This window comes from Sphingomonas chlorellae (genome assembly GCF_056485145.1).
In genome coordinates this window covers 1,403,222-1,424,634 of record NZ_JBQXXM010000001.1, presented here as the reverse complement: position 1 = coordinate 1,424,634, position 21,413 = coordinate 1,403,222, and the positions used below count along the sequence as shown (strand labels likewise).

The following is a 21,413-nucleotide window of genomic DNA, read 5'->3' as shown; positions in this document are numbered from 1 at the left end:
CCCTCCACCACCGGCCTGCGGCCGGCGGTCCCCCTCCCCGGCGGGGCCGGGGAGGATTGGGATGGGGCTTGGCGGGGGGTGTTCCGCCGCTCGCGCGGCGGCCCCTCCACCACCGGCCTTGTGGGAGGCGGTCCCCCTCCCCGGCGGGGCCGGGGAGGATTGGGTTGGTCAGCCGGAGCGGAGGAGCGTGACGGCGGCGTCGCGTTCGAAGAGGTAGAGCGCGATGCGGGCGGCCTGGCCGCGCGGGGCCTGGAGGCCGCCGTCGCGGTCGACGAGCAGCCGGGCATCGTCATTGGCCGAGGCGATCAGCCGCGGCAGCATCTCCGGCGTCGCGAGGCGGAACTGCATCTCGCCCGACTGGCGCGTGCCGAGCAGCTCGCCCGCGCCGCGCAGCCGCAGATCCTCCTCGGCGATGCGGAAGCCGTCATTGGTCTCGCGCATCAGCGCCAGCCGCGCGCGCGCGGTCTCGCTGAGCGCGGCGCCGCGCAGCAACAGGCACACCGAACGCCCGCCGCCGCGCCCGACGCGCCCGCGCAACTGGTGGAGCTGCGCCAGCCCGAAGCGGTCGGCATGTTCGATCACGATCAGCGTCGCGTTGGGCACATCGACCCCGACCTCGATCACCGTCGTCGCGACGAGCACCGACAGCGCGCCGCCCGCGAAGCGCGCCATCACCGCGTCCTTTTCCGGCCCCTTCATCCGCCCATGGATGAGGCCCACGCGATCGCCGAAGCGCGCCTGAAGCTGCGCGGCGCGTTCCTCGGCGGCGGCGAGGTCGATCTTCTCGCTCTCCTCGACGAGCGGACAGACCCAATAGGCCTGCTTGCCCGCGGCAAGGTGGCGGCCGAGCCCCTCGACCACCTCGGCCAGACGATCCTCGGAAATCACGCTCGTCTCGATCGGCTCGCGCCCCGGCGGCATCTCGTCGAGGCGGCTGACGTCCATCTCGCCGTGCGTCGCGAGCTGGAGCGTGCGCGGGATCGGCGTCGCGGTCATCACGAGCAGGTGCGGCGGCACCTGCGCCTTGGCCTGGAGCATCAGCCGTTCGGCGACGCCGAAGCGATGCTGCTCGTCGACGACGACGAGGCCGAGGTCGCGATACTGCACCCCCTGCTGAAAGATCGCGTGCGTGCCGACGAGGATGTCGATCTCGCCCGCGGCGAGCCCCATCAGCGTCGCCTCGCGGGCGCGGCCCTTGTCTCGGCCGGTGAGGATCGCGACGCGCACGCCGAGCCCCGACAGGAGCCGGTTGAGCGTTTCGAAATGCTGGCGCGCAAGGATTTCGGTCGGCGCGAGCATCGCCCCCTGTGCCCCGGCCTCGGCCGCGATCAGCAGCGCCATCGTCGCGACGAGCGTCTTGCCCGCGCCGACATCGCCCTGAAGCAGCCGCAGCATCGGCTGGGCCTGCGCCATATCGCCTTCGATCTCGCGGATGGTGCGCGCCTGGGCGCCGGTGGGACGATAGGGAAGCCGGAGCGCGGCGCGCAGCCGCCCGTCGCCGCTGAGCGGCCGCCCGCGCTTGGCCCGCGCCTCGCCGCGCACGAGCATCAGCGCGAGCTGCGTCGCGAAGATCTCGTCATAGGCGAGCCGTTCGCGCGCGAGCGCATCGGCGGGATCGGCATGGATCCGCGCCAGCGCGTCGCGCCAGTCGGGCCAGCCATGCTGCGCCTTGAGGCTGGGTTCGATCCATTCGGGCAATTCGGGCGCGCGCGCGATCGCCTGGGCCGCCAGCCCCGCGATCCGGCGCGACGTGATCCCTTCCGAACAGGGATAGATCGCCTCGCGCCCGGCCACCTCGGCCGCCTGGTCGAGCGGGACGACATGGTCGGGATGGACGATCTGAAGCTGGTCGCCATAGGCTTCGAGCTTGCCCGAGACCCAGCGCGGCTCGTCGAGCGGGAGCAGCTTCCTGGCCCAGCCCGAACTGCCGCCGAAAAAGACGAGGCTGACGACGTTGCCGTGCCGGTCCTGCGCCTGGACGCGCGCCGGCGAGCGCGCGCCGCCGCCGAAGCGATAGGCGACCGGGGTAAGCTCGATCGCGATCACGCGGCCGACATCGGCCGAATCGAGCGCATCGCGTTCGACCCGGTCGACAAAGCCCGTCGGCAGGTGGAACGCGACATCGACGACGCGCGCGAGTCCCAGCCGCTCGAGCGGCCGCGACAGCGCGGCACCGATGCCCTTCAGCGCGGACACTTCCGCGAACAGTGGATTGAGAATGTCGGGTCGCATGACTATTTGCCGGGCACCTATAGACCAGCCGGCCGCGCTTTCCAGCGCCGTCGGCCATTGCCCGTTGAGGAAACCGATGGACCGCGAACACCGTCTCAAGCGCCTCCGCTTTCGTGCCTGGCACCGCGGGACCAAGGAAGCCGACCTGCTGATCGGCGGTTTTTTCGACCGGCACGGCGCCGGATGGGACGATGGCGAGATCGCGCTGTTCGAGGCGCTGCTCGAGGAACAGGATGTCGACATCATGGCATGGGCGACGGGAACGCAGCCCGTCCCCGAACGCTATGCCGGCACCGTGACCGAGGCGCTGAAGACGCTGAACTACGTGCCGATCGCGCGCTGAACCGGCCGCGGCGCCACCCCGCCCCGCCCCGCCAGCCCGCCCGCATCCCCGACGCGAGACCTTGATGCCCGACCTTCAGAAGATCCGATCCGCCGCTGCCCCGCTGACGCTGGCGGGCACGCCGACGGGGTTCCTGCCGTGGATGCTGGCGGACCTGACGCGCGCGAGCGGGGTGGCGGTGTTCATCGCGCCCGACGAAGCGGCGATGCGGGCGATCGCGGCGACGGCGCCGTTCTTTGCCCCCGAGATCGAGGTGCTGGCCTATCCGGCGTGGGACTGCCTTCCCTATGACCGCGCGAGCCCGACGCTGCGCGTGATGGCCGAGCGGCTGGCGACGCTCCACGCGCTCCAGGCCAAGCGCGACGTGCCGCGGCTGATCCTGACCACGGTGAACGCCGCGACGCAGCGCACGCTGACGCCGTTCCGCGTGCGCCAGCTCGTCGCGCGGCTGGCCCCCGGCGAGCGCATCTCGCTCGACCGGCTGTCGCACCTGTTGCAGGCCAACGGCTATGTCCGCGTCGACACGGTGAACGACGCGGGCGAGTTCGCGGTGCGCGGCGGGCTGGTCGACCTGTTCCCGAGCGGTGCCGAGCAGGCGCTGCGGCTCGACTTTTTCGGCGACGAGATCGAGAGCGTGCGGACCTTTTCGCCCGAGGACCAGCGCACCACGGGGCGGATCGACGGCTTCACGCTGCTGCCCGCGTCGGAAGCGCTGCTCGACGAGGAATCGATCAAGCGGTTCCGCACGCGCTATCGCGAGAAGTTCGGCGCGACCGCGACCGGCGACCCGCTGTACCAGGCGATCAGCGACGGGCGGCGGCTGGCGGGGATGGAGCATTGGCTGCCGCTGTTCGAGGAACGGCTGGAGACGCTGTTCGAGCATCTGCCCGCGGGGCACGTGATCGTGCGCGACGCCGCGACGCAGGGCGCGGGACAGCAACGGTTCGAGGCGATCGCCGATTACCAGCAGAACCGCGTGCGCGCCGAGTCGAGCGCGCCGGGCAGCTATCGCCCGCTCGACGCCGCCGCGCTCTATCTGACGCCCGACGAATGGCAGGCGCGCGTGGCCGCCGCGCCGGTGCACATCGCGACGCCGTTCCACGAACCCGAAAGCGCGACGGTGCTCGACTTCCAGGTCGACGGCCCGCGCGACTTCGCCCCCGAGCGCGCGGCGGGCAGCAATGTGTACGAGGCGGTGGTCGCGCACCTCGCCAAGGTGCGGCGCGACAAGCGCAAGCCCGTGCTCGCCAGCTATTCCAAGGGCGCGCGCGAGCGGCTGGCGGGGCTGCTCGCCGACCATGGGCTGAAGGGCGCGCGGCCCGCCGAGAGCTGGCAGGAGGCGCTGGGAATCGCGGGCAGCGGAATCGCGCTGATCGTGCTGCCGCTCGACCATGGCTTTACCACGCCCGACGTCGCGCTGTTGACCGAGCAGGACATGCTGGGCGACCGGCTGGTGCGCCGGTCGAAGCGGCGCAAGAATACCGATGCGTTCCTGCAGGAACTGGCGACGCTCTCCCCCGGCGACCTGGTGGTGCATGTCGAGCACGGCATCGGGCGCTACGAGGGGCTGACGCAGATCCCGGTGCAGAAGGCGCCGCACGACTGCGTCGCGCTGGAATATGCCGGCGGCGACAAGCTGTACGTCCCGGTCGAGAATCTGGAAGTGCTGACCCGATACGGGTCGAGCGAGGAAGGCGCGACGCTCGACAAGCTGGGCGGCGAGGCGTGGCAGCGGCGCAAGGCGCGGATGAAGGAGCGCATCCGCGAGATCGCGGGCGAGCTGATCGCCACCGCGGCCAAGCGCGCGACACGCCCGGCCGAGATCGCCGAGCCCGATGCCGGCGGCTATCCGGCGTTCGTCGACCGTTTCCCCTATGAGGAGACCGACGACCAGGACCGCGCGATCGGCGACGTGCTGGAGGACCTGGCCGCAGGACGCCCGATGGACCGGCTGATCGTCGGCGATGTCGGTTTCGGCAAGACCGAGGTGGCGCTGCGCGCGGCATTCGTCGCGGCGATGGCGGGGATGCAGGTGGCGGTGGTGTGCCCGACGACGCTGCTCGCCCGCCAGCACCATCGCAACTTTTCGGAACGCTTCCAGGGCTTTCCGATCGAGGTCGGGCGGCTGTCGCGGCTGGTCCCCGCCGCCGAGGCCAAGGCGACCAAGGAAGGGCTTGCGGCGGGAACGATCGACGTGGTGGTGGGCACGCACGCGGTGCTCGCCAAGACGATCGACTTCAAGCGGCTGGGGCTCGTCATCGTCGACGAGGAACAGCGGTTCGGCGTGACGCACAAGGAGCGGCTGAAGAACCTGAAGGCCGATGTCCACATGCTGACGCTGACCGCGACGCCGATCCCGCGCACGCTGCAGATGGCGATGTCGGGGCTGCGCGAGCTGTCGGTGATCCAGACGCCGCCGGTCGACCGGCTGGCGGTGCGCACCTATGTGATGCCGTGGGACCCGGTGGTGGTGCGCGAGGCGCTGCTGCGCGAGCATTATCGCGGCGGCCAGGCCTATTTCGTCACGCCGCGCATTTCCGACCTGCCCGAGATCGAGGAATTCCTGCGCGAGCAGGTGCCCGAGGTGCGGTACGTCGTCGCGCACGGCCAGATGACCCCGACCGAGGTCGAGGAACGCATGTCGGCCTTTTACGACAAGAAGTTCGAGGTGCTGGTGTCGACGACGATCGTCGAGAGCGGGCTCGACATCCCGAGCGCCAACACGCTGATCGTCAACCGCGCTGACAAGTTCGGGCTGGCCCAGCTCTATCAGCTTCGCGGGCGCGTCGGGCGGGCGAAGACGCGCGCCTATGCCTATCTGACCACACCCGCCGAGCGGATGATGACCGACGCGGCGGAAAAGCGGCTGAAGGTGCTGTCCGACCTCGAATCGCTGGGGGCGGGATTCCAGCTCGCGAGCCACGACCTCGACATCCGCGGCGCGGGCAACCTGCTGGGCGACGAACAGTCGGGGCACATCAAGGAAGTCGGCTACGAACTCTATCAGTCGATGCTCGAGGAGGCGATCCTCGACGCCAAGGCGGGCGGGCTGCGCGACGACGACCGGCCGCGCGACCTGTCGCCGCAGATCACCGTCGACGCGCCGATCCTGATCCCCGAGGACTATGTCCCCGACCTGGACCTGCGCATGGGGCTGTATCGCCGCCTGAACGAGGTCGAGGACAAGGCGGGGCTGGAAGCCTTTGCCGCCGAGCTGATCGACCGTTTCGGCAAGCTGCCCGAGCCGACCGAGAACCTGTTGCAGCTGATCGAGACCAAGATGAACGCCAAGCGCGCGTGCGTCGCCAAGATCGACGTGGGGCCGAAGGGCGCGCTGGTGAGCTTCCACGAGGACCGTTTCCCCAGGGTCGACGCGCTGATCGCCTATGTCGAGCGGCTGGGCGAGACCGCCCGGCTGCGCCCCGACATGAAGCTGGTGATCAACCGCGCCTGGTCCGGACCGCGCGCGCGGCTGCACGGCGCGCTGCAGCTTTCGCGCGGGCTGGCCAAGGCGGCGGGCTGAACCGCCCGTCGCCCCGGCGCCGGACCGGCCCCCCGAACTGTCTCATTGTGGCACTCCGGAAGATTACGTACCTGTCCCAAGGAACAGGGGCGTCGCTTCGTCCTAAAATGGAAGGGTGCGCGTGGGCCACCTCCCACGCGGCGCATGCCAATGGGAGCGACCAGTGAGTCAAGAAATGCGTACACGTCTGACGTTCATGGAACTGTCAGACGAACAGCGCGAAACACTGCGGGCTACGCAGGGTGTTATCAAGCAATATATAGGAAAAGCGCTCGACCGTTTCTATAGCAGAGCGAAGTTAACGCCGGAGACGGCACGATTTTTTCGTGACGATGCGCATATGGGCCAGGCCAAGGCCGCCCAGATCAAGCACTGGTCACATCTGGCAGCCGGCGATTTCGAGGGGGGATATTACGCCAGCGTCCGCCGGATCGGGGCCACGCATGCCCGCATCGGGCTGGAGCCGCGCTGGTATGTCGGCGGCTATGCGCTGATCGTCGAGGAGCTGCTGCGCGCGGTTGCCCGGCAGAATACGCCGTGGCGGCGGATGCTGCGCCTGTTCCGCGGGCCGAGCCAGGCCGATGCGAGCATCGCCGTGGTCAAGGCCGCGCTGCTCGACATGGAGCTTTCGCTGTCGATCTATTTCGAGGAAGCGCAGGCGACGCGCGAAAAGGCCGCGCACCGGCTGGAGACCGCGCTGGCACAGCTGGCCGAGGGCGACCTGACCAACCAGCTGAAGGACATGCCGAAGGACTTCGCGCATATCGAGCACAGCTATAACGACACCATCGCGAAGATCCGGGGCATGATCGGATCGGTGACCGACGGCACCCACCGCATCAACCAGGGCATCGCCGAGATCGCGGCGGCGGCCGACGACCTGGCGCACCGCACGCAGAGCAACGCGGCCTCGCTTGAGCAGACCGCCGCGGCGGTGAGCCAGATGGACCAGCGACTGCGCGCGACCGCGCATGCGGCGACCGAGACGGTCGAACGCGCCGACCAGGCGATCGCCACGGTCGACAGCGGGCGCGAGGTCGCCGATTCGGCGGTGCAGTCGATGCATCGCGTGCTCGAATGCGCCAAGGGCATCGACGGCGTGATCGAGGGCCTCGACAAGATCTCGTTCCAGACGCGCGTGCTGGCGATGAACGCCGCGGTCGAAGCGGGCCGCGCGGGCGATGCCGGGCGCGGCTTTGCCGTCGTCGCCGACCTGGTTTCGGCGCTGGCGATGCGCGCCGAGGAAGAGGCGAAGCGCGCGCGCGAACAGCTTTCGACCACCCAGGCCGAAATCGGCACCGCGGTCGAGGCGGTGCGCCGCGTCGACACCGCGCTGTCCGACATTTCGGGCGATGTCGGCCAGGTCCACGGCCTGCTTTCGGGCATGGCGACCGACAATGGCGCGCAGTCGAGCGCGGTGAGCGAGATCGCGATCGTGATCGGCGCGATGGACCAGTCGACGCAGCAGAATGCGGCAATGGTCGAGCAAACGTCGGCGGCGACGCGGACGTTGCAGCAGGAAGTCGATTCGCTGTGCGCGATGACGCGCAGCTTCCGCACCGATACGGCAAGCGGCGGGCGCGACGCGTCCGCAGCGTTCCGCAACCCGGTGAAGCCGCTGCCCGCGGCTGCGGTATCGGCGCTGGTCCGCCGCGCCTGACCGGCAAGGCGACGCGGGGCGCGCATGCGGGCGGGGCAATCCCCCGCCCGCTGCGCGCCCCGCGGCCGAGCGGGCATGGCGTATGGTGAGAGCGCGGTGCCGGCCAACGTCCGCCGTCAGATTGCCAGCAATAGCAATCTGATGGACAACGACACGGATGTTCTCGAAACTTCCCCCAACATCTTGTGGGGGGGGGACCATGCTGGTATCGCACAGCTTTCTGACACTCCTGATCGTATCCGTGGCGGTGACAGGCTGCGGGCGTCAGCCCGAAGCGGCGACGCAAAACGCGACCCGCGCGACAAAGCCTCCCGAGGCTCAGAATGCTCTCCCCGTATTCGAATTTCGCGGACTTATTCCGGGTGTGACCTCCTATCAGGAGGCGGTCAGTTCACGCGTCGTCCAGTACTGTCAAAACTCGGTAGGACGGCTTAGCTGCGAACTGACGAAGCCCAAGATCGGAGATGTTAACACCTTTCTTGCTTCGGTCGATTTCACCGGCGGCAAGGTTGGCCATATCGGGATGGGGTTCGCGTCGAGTGAATACAGGCGGGTCCGGGAAACACTGATCAAAGCCTATGGCACGCCTTGTCGAACTGGCTCGCAAAAAATGACCAATGCCTTCGGCGCGGAATTTGATTCGGCTACAACAATCTGGTGTTTTAGAGGCGGCGAACTAGCGCTTTGGGAGCATTCTACAGGCCCGAACGGGCGGTATAACGGCTCGCTGGATTACTCGCCCCCAATGCGTGAGAAGCCGATCAAGGCATACACGCCGAAAACGCTTTAGTGGAAAGAAGCGCGAATGGTTCGCAGCCGGGCGCTTGCCGCCGCCCTTTCGTTCGCGCGGTAGCCTACGGTAGCCTGCGGGTGCCTAGCCCGCGACGAGCGCGGTGAGTGCGGGGACGCCGAGCGGCGGGGCGCAGAGGAAGCCCTGATAATATTGGCATCCCTCCTTCGCGAGCAGGTCGAGCTGTGCCTCGGTCTCCACCCCTTCGGCGATGACGGCGAGGCCGAGCGAGCGCGCCATGTCGATCACGCCGCGCACGACGACGCGGTCGCGATGCGAGCCGGTGATGTCGTGACTGAGGCCCTTGTCGATCTTGAGATAATCGAGCGGCAGCGCCTTGAGATAGGCGAGGCTGGAATAGCCGGTGCCGAAATCGTCGATCGCGACGCGGCAGCCGCCGCTGCGCAACTGGGCGAGCAGGCGGGCGGCCTCGCTCAGTTCCTCCATGATCCCGCTTTCGGTGATCTCGACCGTCAGCCGGTTGCGCGGAAAGCCGCTGGCGTCGATGCGCGCGAGCAGGCTGTCGGCGAAACCCGGCCGCGCGACATCGCCCGCGGTGACGTTGATCGACAGCCGCAGCGCGCCGAGCCGCGCGGGCCATTGCGCCGCGCCGATCAGCGCCCGCCGCTGGACATGCTCGCTGAGCGCGGGCTCGATCCCGGCGCGCTGCGCGGCAGCGAAGAGCAATTCGGCGCCGACCTCGCCATGCCGCGGATGCTGCCAGCGCGCGAGCGCCTCGACCCCGACGACGCGGCCCGAGGCGATGTCGACCTGGGGCTGATAGAGCACCCCGATCTCGCCGCGCTCCATCGCGCGGTGGAGATCGTTGACGAGCGCATCGACCGGCGGGCCGCCCGGGGTGGCGGGCGCAGCCTCGCCGAACAGCGCCTCGCTGGCGCGCCGGAGCAGCCGTGCGGCATTGTCGCCCGCGATGCCGGCGACATCGGCAAGCCGCGCGCCGATCGGCACGATGTCGGTGCCGGCGACGAAGGGGCGGCCGAGCGCCTCGTCGAGCCGCACGCGCGCCTCGGCCAGCCGCGCCTCGCCGCCGACATCGGCGAGTTCGGCGGCGACGACGAATTCTGATCCGCCGATCCGCGCGACGATGACGTCGTGCCCGAGCGTGGCGCGCGCGACCTCGGCCACGCGGCGCGACACCGCGCGCAGCAGCTCGTCGCCCACCGCGCGGCCATAGGCGGTGTTGATCGTCTCGAACCGGGTGAGCCCGACGAGCACCAGCCCGACCGCCGCGCCGTCGGCGAGCCGCTGATCGAGCCAGCGCCGCGCGCTGGCGCCGTCGCGCGCGCCGGTGAGCGCGTCGCGGACCGCACGCGCCGCATCGGGGGCGACGCCGAGCACCTCGACGAGGCCATGGATGCGGCCGGTGGCCGAATCGCGCTGAAGATGCTGGACGACGCGACCGACGCCCGCGACGTCGTGCGCGAAGGCGGTGGTGCTGTTGATCGCGTCGAGCCGGCCGAGCGCCATGCGCAGCAGCCCGCGATCGGCCGGCGCGATCCGCGCGAGCACGGGGCGCACGCCGGGCGTCTCGCCCAGTTCGAGCAACCGCGCGAGCGCGGGCGTCAGCTCGATCGAGCGCGTTTCGGGATCATAGTTCCACCCGATCGGATCAGCGGCACCGGCGATCACCGCGGTGCCGCCCGCCAGCCGCTCGACATGACGCTGGGCGAAGCGGATCGCATGCGCCATCGCCGCCGAGGACATCGGGCTGCTGAGGAAATGCGTGGCGCCGGCGTCGTAGAAATGGCGCATATGGACGGTGTCGCTCTGCGCCATCAGCATCAGCAGCGCGCCGCCCTGCGCCTCGACCGTGCGGCCGAGCGCGCGCGCGGCCTGGAGCCCGTCACTGAGCGCGCCGCGCGCGTCGATCACCGCGACCGAGGCGCCGCTGGCCAGGAAGCGCTGTTCGAGCCCTTCGGGCCGGCGCGCGGCGACGACGCGCCAGCCGCCCCCCGCCGCCGCCGCCGCCACTTCGTCACGATGACGGAACGAAAGGACGAACACCGGAACCTCAGGCGTGGCGGCCCGTCCCTCTACGATCGTGAAACTGTCTTCCATTACGCTCCTGGATAGCGACATCGCGTCGCCACCGCCAATCCCATGCCGTGCCAATGCTGTCTCTTGTTTGCGCGAAGGCGAGCCCTTACGCCAGCGCCATGCCTGCTCCCGCTTTCCGCAACCGCACGCACCCCCGCCCCCGCTGTTCGCAGCCGGGCCCGCGCAGGGGCGGTGCGGCATGATCCCGCGCGCGCTGCTCGCCTCCCCCACCCCGGCCGCGCAGGCCGCGGCGGAGGAACTCGCCGACGCCTATGACTGGGTGCCGATCGAGGCGGCCGAACAGGTCGTCGCGCTGGGCGGCGACGGTTTCATGCTCCAGACGCTGCACGCGATGCTCGAGCGGCGGCGAACGTTGCCCGTGTTCGGGATGAACCTGGGCACCGTCGGGTTCCTGATGAACGACTGGAAGCTCGAGGGGCTGATCGACCGGCTGGGCCGCGCCAAGCCGTTCCGCGTCGCGCCGCTGACGATGACCGCGACGAGCATGGACGGCGAACAGTTCACGCTGCCCGCGATCAACGAGGTGTCGCTGCTGCGCGAGACGCGCCAGACGGCGAAGCTGGAAGTGACGGTGAACGGCCGCGTCGTGCTGCCCGAACTGGTGTGCGACGGCATCCTGGTCGCGACGCCGGCGGGATCGACCGCGTACAACCTGTCGGCGAACGGGCCGATCCTGCCGCTGGGATCGGCGCTGCTCGCACTGACGCCGATCAGCCCGTTCCGCCCGCGGCGCTGGCGCGGCGCGATCCTGCCCGAGCGCACGCGGATCGGGCTGCGCGTGCTGGAGGCCGAGAAGCGGCCGGTGAGCGCCGTCGCCGACCAGCGCGAGGTGCGCGAGGTCGCCGAGGTGCAGATCGCGATCGACCAGATGCGCGACCTGACGCTGTTGTTCGATCCCGAACACGCGCTCGACGACCGGATCACGATGGAGCAGTTCGTCGGCTGAGGCGCAAAAAACGGCGGCGGATGCGGGCGAGCGAAAAAGTTTCAAAAAGGGGCTTGCCAGTTCAAAAAACCCGCTGCTATAGGCGCGCCTCCGATGCGGTCCCGGACTGCTTCGGAAGCTGAAAAGACAGTGTTCCCCGGTAGCTCAGCGGTAGAGCAATCGACTGTTAATCGATCGGTCGCCTGTTCGAATCAGGCCCGGGGAGCCACTTTTCAGAACGATCCGAAATCCGAGACGAACAGCCCGGCGGGAACACCCGACCGGGTTTTTTCGTATCCGGCCGGGGCGCGGCTGCACGCCCTGCCCCCCTGCCGAGGGAGACGCGCGATGCGCCAGGCGACGGGAAACGTTGCGATCGACACGCCCGGCCGCGGGCTGCACGAGATCACCGCCGCGGTGACGCGATGGACAGCGGCGCAACGGCTGGACGAAGGGCTGCTGACGCTGTTCTGTCGCCACAGTTCGGCATCGCTGCTGATCCAGGAAAACGCCGCCCCCGAAGTGCGCGACGACATCGAGGCGTGGATGGCGACGATCGCGCCCGAGGCGCCCGGCCGTTACGCGCATGACGACGAAGGCCCCGACGACATGCCCGCGCATCTGCGCACGCTGCTGACCGGCGTGAACCTGTCGATCCCGCTGATCGGCGGCCGACTGGCGCTGGGAACGTGGCAGGGCGTGTACCTGTACGAGCATCGGCGACGGCCGCACCGGCGCGAGGTGGCGCTGCACCTGATCGGCGCCTGACCCGGCTCAGCCACGATCGTCCCCTGTCCCCGCGTCGTCGAGACGAAAGGCGAAGCGACCGCGGATGCGATGATTGAAATAGCGCCCCTTCGACACCGCACGCGCCAGCCCGCGGGCGATCGCGGCCGGCACCGCCGCGTAGCGATAGCGACGCCCGCTGGTGAAACGGATCGTCAGCCGACGGGCATCGGCATCATAGTCCCAGCCCTGGATCACGCTGGACGGCATGGCGGCAGAACGCCGGGCGGCGGCGGATCGTTGCGGTGCGGGCGTTTCGAGCGGCGCCGGGTGCGGAACCGGGAAACGCGGAGGAACCATTTGACGTGTCGCCTTGCGACTCGGGGGACCGTCCGGCAATGCTCGCGCATGACCGATCTCGACGCGTTCATCGCCGGCCTGCCCAAGGCCGAACTCCACCTCCACATCGAAGGCAGCCTGGAGCCCGAGATGATGTTCGCGCTGGCCCGGCGCAACGGGATGACGATCCCCTTCGCCTCGGTCGAGGCGGTGCGCGCGGCCTATGCGTTCAGCAACCTCCAGGACTTTCTCGACATCTATTATGCCGGCGCGGCCGTGCTGCGGACCGAACAGGACTTTCACGACCTGGCGCTCGCCTATTTCGCGCGCGCGGCGGCCGACGGCGTCGTCCATGCCGAGATCTTCTTCGATCCCCAGACGCACACCGAACGCGGCATCCCGTTCGGCGTGGTGGCCGAGGGGCTGCTCGCGGGGATGCGCGCGGCCGAGGCGCAGTACGGCATCACCAGCCAGCTGATCCTGTGCTTCCTGCGCCACCTCGACGAGGACGCCGCGCTGGCGACGCTGGCGGCGGCCGAGCCCTGGCTCGACCGGATCGTCGGCGTGGGGCTCGATTCGTCCGAGCTGGGGCACCCGCCGTCGAAATTCGCGCGCGTGTTCGCGCGGGCGGGCGCGATGGGGCTGCGCCGCGTCGCCCATGCCGGCGAGGAAGGCCCCGCCGCCTATGTCCGCGAGGCGATCGAGTTGCTCCATGTCGACCGGATCGACCATGGCAACCGCGCGCTGGAAGACCCGTTGCTGGTGACGCAGCTTGCGCGCAGCGGCATGACGCTGACCGTCTGTCCGCTGTCGAACGTCAAGCTCTGCAACGTCGCCGGGATCGACGCGCATCCGATCGACACGATGCTGCGGCTGGGGCTCCGCGCGACGGTCAATTCGGATGACCCCGCCTATTTCGGCGGATACATCGCCGATAATTACCGCGCCGTCGCGCGTGCCCGCGGGCTCGACCGCGCCGCGCTCGCCACGCTGGCGCGCAACAGCTTTCTGGGCGCGTTCCTGCCCGATGCGACCGTGACCGCGCTGCTCGCGCGGCTCGACGCTTATGTTGAGGCTCATTGATGTCGAAGATCGTCTTCAACCATTTCACCCATGAGGCGCTGGTCGCCGGGATCGAGGCCATCGCCACCACGCTGGAACAGGAGCCGTGGCGCCCCGCGCTGCTGGTCGGCGTCGGGCGCGGCGGGCTGACGCCGGCCGTCTATCTGTCGCACCGCATGGGGCTGCCGCTGGTCTCGATCGACCATTCGACCAAGATCGACCAGTTCGGCGACGCGCTGGTCGCCGTGCTCGCCGAGCGCACGCGCGCGGGCGAGAAGCTGTTGTTCGTCGAGGACATCAACGACAGCGGCCGGACGATCGGCGAGCTGCGCGCCGCGCTGACCGCACATGGCGGCGTGGCCGCGCAGGTGCGCTTTGCCGTGCTGCTCGACAATATCCGGTCGCAGCAGCAGGTCGAATATCGCGCGCAGACGATCGACCGGGACGTGACCAAGGACTGGTTCATCTTTCCCTGGGAGGCGATGGCCCCGCGCGAGGCGATCGAGGACGACGCCGCCGAAGTGCCCGCGCGGATCGCCTGATTGGTTCGTTCATCCTCCATCAATCGACGATGCGGCACGCTTCATCGTCTCCCCCGGGGGACATAAGCCGGTTGCGGTGCGTTACCCGTGCCACCACGGCTTGGCCCATGACCAAAGGACAGATCCCATGCTGAAAATCAGCAGCAAAGGCCGGCGCATTCGAGCGATTGCACTGGCAGTGGCGGGCGGCCTTTCGCTCGCCGCGTGCATGACGGCGACCCCCTATCGCCCCGCCACGGGGACGGGCGAGTCGCGCACCGGCTATTCGGACGAGCGGATCGAGGACAATCGGTTCCGCGTGACCTTCGCCGGCAACAGCCTGACCTCGCGCGAGACGGTCGAGCGCTATCTGCTCTATCGTGCCGCCGAACTGACCGTTCAGAACGGTTTCGACTATTTCGTGCTGGCCAATCGCGACACCGAGAAAAAGACCGAGGTGTATCGCACCGGCAGTTCGTTCGGTCCCGGGCCGTGGGGATATTGGAGCCCCTATTGGCGCTTCTATCGCCCGCGCTGGGGCTGGCGGAGCTGGGATCCCTTTTATGACGATCCCTTCTGGTACGACCGCGACTTCGACTATCGCACCGTGAACCGGTACGAGGCGATGGCCGAGATCATCACCGGCAAGGGCCCCAAGCCCGCCGACAATCTGCGCGCGTTCGACGCCCGCGAAGTGCTGTCGCGGCTCGGCCCGAACATCCAGGCGCCGCAGCCGCGCTGAACGACCGGCCGCGGGGCCTGGCGGGCGACTTCAGCCCCCGCCGCCAGGCCCCGCCGGTCCGGACATGAAAAGGGCCTCTCCAGCCGATGCCGGAGAGGCCCTTTTTTCGTGCCGGTGCCGCGCCGGCGGCGCGCGCGACGCCCGCCGCCCCCGCCCGAAGCCGTGCCGGGCGGAGCGGCGGCGACCGATCAGGCGGTCAGCGCGCCGTGGCAGTGCTTGTACTTGCGCCCCGAGCCGCAGGGGCACGGCGCGTTGCGGCTGACGACGCCTTCCCATTCGGCGGGATCGGTGCCGAGCGCGTCGGCCGACGGCTGGGGGATGCCGAGCTGCGGCAGCCGCGTCGTGACGAGCCCCGCCGCGCCGCCGTCGAAATCGGCGGTGTCGTCGTCGCCGGTGATCGGATCGATATGCGTCGTCAGGAACTCGGGAAGCTGCGGCAGTTCGGGCGGCGGCGCCATCTGGAACTGGGCGAAGGCGAGCGTGCGCGTCACATCCTCGCGGATGTTGGTGAGCATGCGTTCGAACAGCGCGAACGCCTCCTGCTTATATTCGTTGATCGGCGTCTTCTGCGCATAGGCACGCAGGTGGATCACCTGGCGCAGCGCATCGAGCATCGCGAGATGCTCCTTCCAGTGATGGTCGAGATTCTGGAGGAGGATCGACTTTTCGATCTGGGTCCAGGTCTCGGGCTCGAGCTCGGCGCCCTTGGCGGCGATGAGCGCGTCGGCGGCGTCGCGGATACGCTGCTCGACCATCTCGGGCTCGATCGATTCCTCCTCGGCGATCCACTGATCGACGGGCGCCTCGATGTTGAGCGTCGCGGCGACGCGCTCCTTGAGCGCGGCGACGTCCCACTGCTCGGGATAGGAATTGGGCGGGCAGGCATCGCCGACGATGGCGTTGACCGTCTCCGCCCGCATGTCGGCCACGACCTCGCCCACCGTTTCGGCATCCATGATGTCGGCGCGCTGTTCGTAGATGACCTTGCGCTGGTCGTTCATCACGTCGTCATATTCGACGACCTGCTTGCGGATGTCGTAGTTGCGCGCCTCGACCTTCTTCTGCGCGGTCTCGATCGCCTTGGTCAGCCAGCGCGACGGCGGCATCGCCTCGCCGTCCTCGAGGCTGGAGCGCATCATGCGCGCGAACAGCGTGTTCGAGCCGAAGATGCGCAGCAGATCGTCGTCGAGGCTGAGGTAGAAGCGGCTGAGGCCCGGATCGCCCTGACGCCCCGAACGGCCGCGGAGCTGGTTGTCGATGCGGCGGCTTTCGTGGCGTTCGGTGCCGAGCACGAACAGACCGCCCGCGTCGAGCACGCGCTGCTTCTCGGCGGCGATCTCTTCACGGATGGTTTCGGCCTGCGCGTCATATTCGGGGGTGCCGGCGACGAGATCGGGATGCTCGTCGCGCATGCGGAACTCAAGGTTGCCGCCGAGCTGGATGTCGGTGCCGCGACCCGCCATGTTGGTGGCGATCGTCACCGCGCCCATGCGGCCCGCCTGGGCGACGATATGCGCTTCGGATTCATGGTGACGCGCGTTGAGCACGGCGTGCTTGACGCCCTCGCGCGTCAGGAACTCGGACAGCATTTCCGACTTTTCGATCGACACCGTGCCGACGAGCACCGGCTGGCCCTTGTCGGCGTGCTGGCGGATCGTCTTGGCGATACCGGCGAACTTGTCCTCGATCGACTTGTAGAAGACGTCGTCCTCGTCGAGCCGGCGCACGGGCAGGTTGGTCGGGATGGTGACGACGTTCATCTTGTAGATGTCGTAGAACTCGGCCGCCTCGGTCGCGGCGGTGCCGGTCATCCCCGACAGCTTGGGATACATGCGGAAATAGTTCTGGAAGGTGATCGAGGCCAGCGTCTGGTTCTCGGGCTCGATGTTGACGCCTTCCTTGGCCTCGACCGCCTGGTGCAGGCCGTCCGACCAGCGGCGGCCGTCCATCATGCGGCCGGTGAACTCGTCGATGATGACGACCTTGCCGTCCTTGACGATGTAATCGATGTCGCGCTTGAACATCACGTTCGCGCGCAGCGACTGGTTGAGGTGGTGGACCACCTGGGTGTTTTCGAAGTCGTAGAGGTTGCTGCCCTTGAGCAGCCCCGCCGCCTCGAGCATCCGCTCGACCCGTTCGGTGCCGTCCTCGGTCAGGACGATGCTGCGCTGCTTCTCGTCCTTCTCGTAATCCTCGGGCGAAAGCTGCTTCACCACGGCGTCGACGCCCATGTAGAGTTCCGACCGGTCGTCGGTCGGCCCCGAGATGATGAGCGGGGTGCGCGCCTCGTCGATCAGGATCGAGTCGACCTCGTCGACGATCGCGAAGTTGAAGGGCCGCTGGACCATCGAGGCGCGATCATATTTCATGTTGTCGCGCAGATAGTCGAAGCCGAACTCGTTGTTCGTGCCGTAGGTGATGTCCGCCGCATAGGCGTCGCGGCGTTCCTGATCGGAAAGGTTGGGGATGATGACCCCGGTGGTGAGCCCGAGGAAGCCGTAGACGCGGCTCATCCATTCGGCGTCGCGCTTGGCGAGATAGTCGTTGACGGTGACGACGTGGACGCCCTCGCCCGGCAGCGCATTGAGATAGGTGGCGAGCGTCGCGACCAGCGTCTTGCCCTCACCCGTCCGCATCTCGGCGATCTCGCCGCGATGGAGAACGATGCCGCCGATCATCTGAACGTCATAGTGCCGCTGGCCCAGCACGCGGCGCGCGGCCTCGCGCACGGTCGCGAAGGCTTCGGGCAGCAGCGCGTCGAGCTTTTCGCCATTGGCAAGGCGTTCGCGGAACTTGACCGTCTGCGCCGCCAGCGTGGCATCGTCCATCGCCTGAAGCGTCGGTTCGAAACCGTTGATCTTGTTGACGATCGCGCGCAGCGACTTGACGTAGCGTTCGTTCGACGAACCGAAAAGGGACTTGGCAAGGCTGCCGAGCATGGAGATTCCTGACCTGGTTTGATGGGGTTCGAGCGGGCACGACCCGAAGGGGCGCGGCATCCGCGGAAACGCCGCCGCACGACATCGGCGGCAGCGGCAAGGACAAGGGCACCGCCCCCCGGGGGACGGCGCCGGCAGACGCTATTCGCGCCGTTGATCGAAGGCGAGGCGAAGCGCGGGCCGCGGCGCGGCGGCGCGGTGCAAGACCGGCAGGGCGCCGACGCGGACGAGCGCGGGCAGCACCGCCGCAGCGGCGACGATATGGCGCGAGGGCTGCACCGCCGCCTGCGCCGCCTCCGCCACGCGCACCACGGCCACGCCCTGCATCGGACGCAGCCCATGCTCGCCCGACCCGCCGGCCAGGCTTGCAAAAAGCGCAGTGAGGAGCAGCAGCAGTTCCAAGCGAAACCCTGTGATACACGGTGACGGCGCCGCAGCCGACGGGCCGCAACGCACGACACATAGGGATCGACGCACGCTTCGTCTAATCAAAAGCTAGGGCTTGGCGGGCGCGTCGACGCGGAATGAGACGATATACTCTTGGGGCCCGGCCGCAGGCGCGGATCTGGCCGTCTCGTCCGGAGAAAGCAATCGGAGCTGCGCACAGGCCGCACGGTCGACGGCCGGGCTGCCGCTCGATTCGACGATGCGACAGTCGGTGACGCGGTGATCCTTGTCGAACAGGACGCCCGCCTTGACCGGCTGTCGATAGCCGGAGGGCAAGGCCGCCACGGTCAGTTCGAGCTGGCCGACCTGCGCGACGGGCAGCGAACCGGCGGTACCGTCAGCATCGCGGGCAGGCCCGAACGGATAGGGTGCATCGGTGCGCAACAAGACTGTATACAGCCCGTCATTCTTGCCGGGTGCGCTCGACTTTCCTGCACCGGGAATGGCCAGACGCTGAAGTTGCTGACACGCAAACCGATCGAGGGCGGGCGACCCGCTCGATTGCGAGATCTCGCAATCGACGACGTCGCCTGTTGGCCCGAACACCACCTTCGTTTCAATCGGGCGATTGTAGGCGGCCGAAACCGGCTTCGGGAATGCAAGTTCGATCACATTCGGTGCTGCGGAGTGACTGCGCATGCTCTTCTCCGGCGATTCCCCTGGAAGAGACCAGCGGAACTTTCCGAAATAATATCCGTGCGTCGCCTTTCCCGTTACGCTTATGGCAGGTGAAAATCGTGCACGCCTCATCAGAATGTCACAGGTCGCCTTGTCCAGCACCGGATAGCCGGACGACACGGCGATCGTGCACCGGGCCGGAAGACCGGCGGGGCTCACCAGAAGAATGAAGCTAAGACTTCCCACATGCCCCTGTCGGTTTTCCGAGGCCGGATAGTCATCATGGGTCATCCAGGGACCTCTGGACGCGGGGGTAGCGGCCGGGAGTTCGAGGGGCGGCAGCGACCACGTCATCCGCGTGGAATACGAAGCCGCTATGGGCTTGCCCTTTGGATCGCGCGCCGGGGAAAAGCGCGCGCGATTCGTCAGGATGCTGCACGTCCGCCGGTCGAGTTCCTCGAAGCCGGACGAACTGATGATGCTGCAACCGACAGGAAGTCCGGTCGAATCGATCTCGAGCCGAACCCCCACCTTCCCTTCATGATTGTCACGCATTGCCTCGGCCGGATAATCGTCGGGCATCACCCAGCTCGCCGGGCTGGACAGCGGTTTCAAAGGAGTCGCCAGTCCAGGCACGGACTGTGCCTGCGCCGCCAGCAGCGCCATCACCAAAAGCATTGATCTTTGCCCCCCCATGCACGAAGCACGCGCCAGTTTATTCACCTGAGGCCGGTTCATGTCCACCAGCATCTCCCCGCTTGCGCTTCCGTTTCCCGTCCTGCCCGAGATTGCCGGCGTCGTGCCGCGCGTGGCGCGGGCGCGATACAAGGCGTGGGATCGCTGTGACCTGACGTTCGTCACGTTCGACGAGGGCACCAGCGTCGCGGGCGTGCTGACCAACAGCAAATGCCCGTCCCCCGAGGTCGAGTGGTGCCGCAAGGCGCTGCCGCTGGGGCAGGCGCGTGCGCTGATCGTCAATGCGGGCAATTCGAACGCCTTTACCGGCAATCGCGGCCGCGCCGCCGTTGAGGCGATCACCGCGCGCGTCGCGCAGCAGCTCGGTTGCCAGCCGTCCGACGTGTTCGTCGCGTCGACCGGCGTGATCGGCGTGCCGTTGCCGATCGACAAGGCCGAGGCCGGGCTGGACGCCGCCTTCGCCGCCCCGCGCTGTGGCTGGGAAGACGCCGCAGCGACGATCATGACCACCGACACCTTCACCAAGGGCGCCGTCGCGACCGCAGTGGTCGACGGGCGCACGGTGACGCTGACCGGGATCATCAAGGGTTCGGGGATGATCGCTCCCGACATGGCGACGATGCTGGGCTTCATCTTCACCGATGCAGCAGTGGCGCCGGCCTTTCTCCAGCGTGCGCTGGCCGACGCCAATCGCCACAGCTTTTCGTGCATCACCGTCGACGGCGACACCTCGACCAGCGACACCGTGCTGGCGTTCGCGACGGGCAAGGCGGGCAACGCGCCGCTGACCGAGGACGACGATGCGGGTGCCGACGCCTTCCGCGCGGCGCTGGCGGCGCTGTGCCGCGAACTCGCGCTGCTCGTCGTGCGCGATGGCGAAGGCGCGCAGAAGCTGATCGAGATCACCGTCGAGGGCGCGGTTTCGGACGAGAGCGCGCACCGCATCGCGATGTCGATCGCCAATTCGCCGCTGGTCAAGACTGCCGTGGCGGGCGAGGACGCCAACTGGGGACGCGTCGTGATGGCGGTGGGCAAGGCGGGCGAGCCCGCCGAGCGCGACCGGCTGGCGATCCGGTTCGGCGCGACGCAGGTGGCGCGCGGCGGGCTGGCGGTCGAAGGCTATGACGAGGCGCCGGTGGCGGCGCACCTGAAGGGCCGCGAGATCGAGATCGGCGTCGAACTGGGGCTGGGCGACGGGCGCGCGACGGTTTGGACGTGCGACCTGACGCACGGCTATATCTCGATCAACGCCGACTATCGGAGCTGATCCGCGCTCCAGGACGCAGCCGCAGCATTACCGACACGAAAAGGGGCCGGCATCCGTGCGATGCCGGCCCCTTTTCGATGCGGGCGGTGGGGCGGCAGGGCAACCGCCCCGCTCGCCCCGGGCCGTTCAGGCGATCAGAGCGCGCCTTCGATCCACTGACGGATCGCGTTCTTGGGCAGCGCGCCGACCTGAGTCGCGGCCTGCTTGCCGTCCTTGAACAGGATCATCGTCGGGATGCCGCGCACGCCGAAACGGGTCGGCGTATCGGGGTTTTCGTCGATGTTGATCTTCACGATGTCGAGCTTGTCGCCCAGTTCCTCGCCCAGCTCCTCGAGCGCGGGGGCGATCATCCGGCACGGGCCGCACCATTCGGCCCAGAAATCGACGAGCACGGGCTTGCCGGACTGAAGAACGTCGGCTTCGAAGCTGGCGTCGGTGGTCGCCTGGGTGGCCATCGGGAAAATCTCCTCGGGGGTAAGTGTCGGCGCCCTATCTATGAAGGCA

17 protein-coding genes and 1 tRNA gene are annotated in these 21,413 nt (G+C 68.5%); 11 read left to right on the top strand and 7 right to left on the bottom strand.

Features of this window, described 5'->3' with window-relative positions; all coding sequences use genetic code 11:
- Positions 1-168: 168 nt before the first annotated feature.
- Positions 169-2,232: an ATP-dependent DNA helicase RecG gene (gene recG, locus ACT3CF_RS06615; RefSeq protein WP_478421284.1), complete on the bottom strand. Its 2,064-nt coding sequence runs from the start codon at positions 2,230-2,232 to the stop codon at positions 169-171.
- A gap of 76 nt (positions 2,233-2,308) precedes the next feature.
- Here recG and ACT3CF_RS06610 point away from each other — a divergent pair, with 76 nt between their 5' ends.
- The 4 genes from ACT3CF_RS06610 (at position 2,309) to ACT3CF_RS06595 (ending at position 8,548) form a co-directional block, all read left to right on the top strand.
- A complete protein-coding gene (locus tag ACT3CF_RS06610) occupies positions 2,309-2,575 on the top strand; it encodes an FAD assembly factor SdhE (protein ID WP_478421282.1) in 267 nt (88 codons plus the stop codon).
- A 64-nt stretch (positions 2,576-2,639) separates the two neighbouring features.
- Entirely contained in the window at positions 2,640-6,098 is a 3,459-nt protein-coding gene (gene mfd / locus ACT3CF_RS06605) for a transcription-repair coupling factor (RefSeq protein WP_478421281.1), read from the top strand.
- 175 nt (positions 6,099-6,273) lie between these two features.
- On the top strand, positions 6,274-7,758 hold the full coding sequence (locus ACT3CF_RS06600) for a methyl-accepting chemotaxis protein (protein ID WP_478421279.1): 1,485 nt from the start codon (positions 6,274-6,276) through the stop codon (positions 7,756-7,758).
- Between the two features lie 199 nt (positions 7,759-7,957).
- A complete protein-coding gene (locus ACT3CF_RS06595) occupies positions 7,958-8,548 on the top strand; it encodes a hypothetical protein (protein ID WP_478421277.1) in 591 nt (196 codons plus the stop codon).
- 84 nt (positions 8,549-8,632) lie between these two features.
- Here the strand turns inward: ACT3CF_RS06595 and ACT3CF_RS06590 are convergent, their stop codons facing one another.
- Positions 8,633-10,627: a putative bifunctional diguanylate cyclase/phosphodiesterase gene (locus tag ACT3CF_RS06590; protein ID WP_478421275.1), complete on the bottom strand. Its 1,995-nt coding sequence runs from the start codon at positions 10,625-10,627 to the stop codon at positions 8,633-8,635.
- 178 nt (positions 10,628-10,805) lie between these two features.
- Between ACT3CF_RS06590 and ACT3CF_RS06585 the strand changes: the two genes are divergently transcribed.
- The 3 genes from ACT3CF_RS06585 (at position 10,806) to ACT3CF_RS06575 (ending at position 12,320) form a co-directional block, all read left to right on the top strand.
- Positions 10,806-11,573: an NAD kinase gene (locus tag ACT3CF_RS06585; protein ID WP_478421273.1), complete on the top strand. Its 768-nt coding sequence runs from the start codon at positions 10,806-10,808 to the stop codon at positions 11,571-11,573.
- A gap of 133 nt (positions 11,574-11,706) precedes the next feature.
- Positions 11,707-11,781, top strand: a tRNA-Asn gene (locus ACT3CF_RS06580).
- A 119-nt stretch (positions 11,782-11,900) separates the two neighbouring features.
- Positions 11,901-12,320: a secondary thiamine-phosphate synthase enzyme YjbQ gene (locus ACT3CF_RS06575; protein WP_478421271.1), complete on the top strand. Its 420-nt coding sequence runs from the start codon at positions 11,901-11,903 to the stop codon at positions 12,318-12,320.
- Between the two features lie 6 nt (positions 12,321-12,326).
- Here ACT3CF_RS06575 and ACT3CF_RS06570 read toward each other — a convergent pair whose 3' ends face one another.
- Positions 12,327-12,638 (bottom strand): KTSC domain-containing protein, encoded by a 312-nt coding sequence (locus tag ACT3CF_RS06570; RefSeq protein WP_478421269.1) that lies wholly within the window; start codon positions 12,636-12,638, stop codon positions 12,327-12,329.
- 48 nt (positions 12,639-12,686) lie between these two features.
- On the opposite strand from ACT3CF_RS06570, the gene ACT3CF_RS06565 reads away from it, so the two are divergent.
- From ACT3CF_RS06565 to ACT3CF_RS06555, 3 genes are all read left to right on the top strand, one after another.
- Positions 12,687-13,700: an adenosine deaminase gene (locus tag ACT3CF_RS06565; RefSeq protein WP_478421267.1), complete on the top strand. Its 1,014-nt coding sequence runs from the start codon at positions 12,687-12,689 to the stop codon at positions 13,698-13,700.
- On the top strand, positions 13,700-14,221 hold the full coding sequence (locus ACT3CF_RS06560; RefSeq protein WP_478421265.1) for a phosphoribosyltransferase: 522 nt from the start codon (positions 13,700-13,702) through the stop codon (positions 14,219-14,221). Before ACT3CF_RS06565 ends, ACT3CF_RS06560 begins: the two co-directional genes overlap by 1 nt.
- 127 nt (positions 14,222-14,348) lie before the next feature.
- Positions 14,349-14,942, top strand: a complete 594-nt coding sequence (locus ACT3CF_RS06555; protein WP_478421263.1) for a CC0125/CC1285 family lipoprotein — start codon at positions 14,349-14,351, stop codon at positions 14,940-14,942.
- A gap of 188 nt (positions 14,943-15,130) precedes the next feature.
- Here ACT3CF_RS06555 and secA read toward each other — a convergent pair whose 3' ends face one another.
- From secA to ACT3CF_RS06540, 3 genes are all read right to left on the bottom strand, one after another.
- Positions 15,131-17,881, bottom strand: coding sequence for a preprotein translocase subunit SecA (gene secA, locus ACT3CF_RS06550; RefSeq protein WP_478421261.1), 2,751 nt, complete (start codon positions 17,879-17,881; stop codon positions 15,131-15,133).
- Positions 17,882-18,022: 141 nt separating this feature from the next.
- Positions 18,023-18,283, bottom strand: a complete 261-nt coding sequence (locus tag ACT3CF_RS06545) for a hypothetical protein (protein WP_478421259.1) — start codon at positions 18,281-18,283, stop codon at positions 18,023-18,025.
- Positions 18,284-18,376: 93 nt separating this feature from the next.
- A complete protein-coding gene (locus tag ACT3CF_RS06540; RefSeq protein WP_478421393.1) occupies positions 18,377-19,612 on the bottom strand; it encodes a TonB family protein in 1,236 nt (411 codons plus the stop codon).
- 70 nt (positions 19,613-19,682) lie between these two features.
- On the opposite strand from ACT3CF_RS06540, the gene argJ reads away from it, so the two are divergent.
- A complete protein-coding gene (gene argJ / locus ACT3CF_RS06535; protein WP_478421257.1) occupies positions 19,683-20,909 on the top strand; it encodes a bifunctional glutamate N-acetyltransferase/amino-acid acetyltransferase ArgJ in 1,227 nt (408 codons plus the stop codon).
- A gap of 134 nt (positions 20,910-21,043) precedes the next feature.
- On the opposite strand, the gene trxA is transcribed toward argJ, so the two are convergent.
- Positions 21,044-21,406, bottom strand: coding sequence for a thioredoxin (trxA, locus tag ACT3CF_RS06530; RefSeq protein WP_478421391.1), 363 nt, complete (start codon positions 21,404-21,406; stop codon positions 21,044-21,046).
- Between the last annotated feature and the right edge of the window lie 7 nt (positions 21,407-21,413).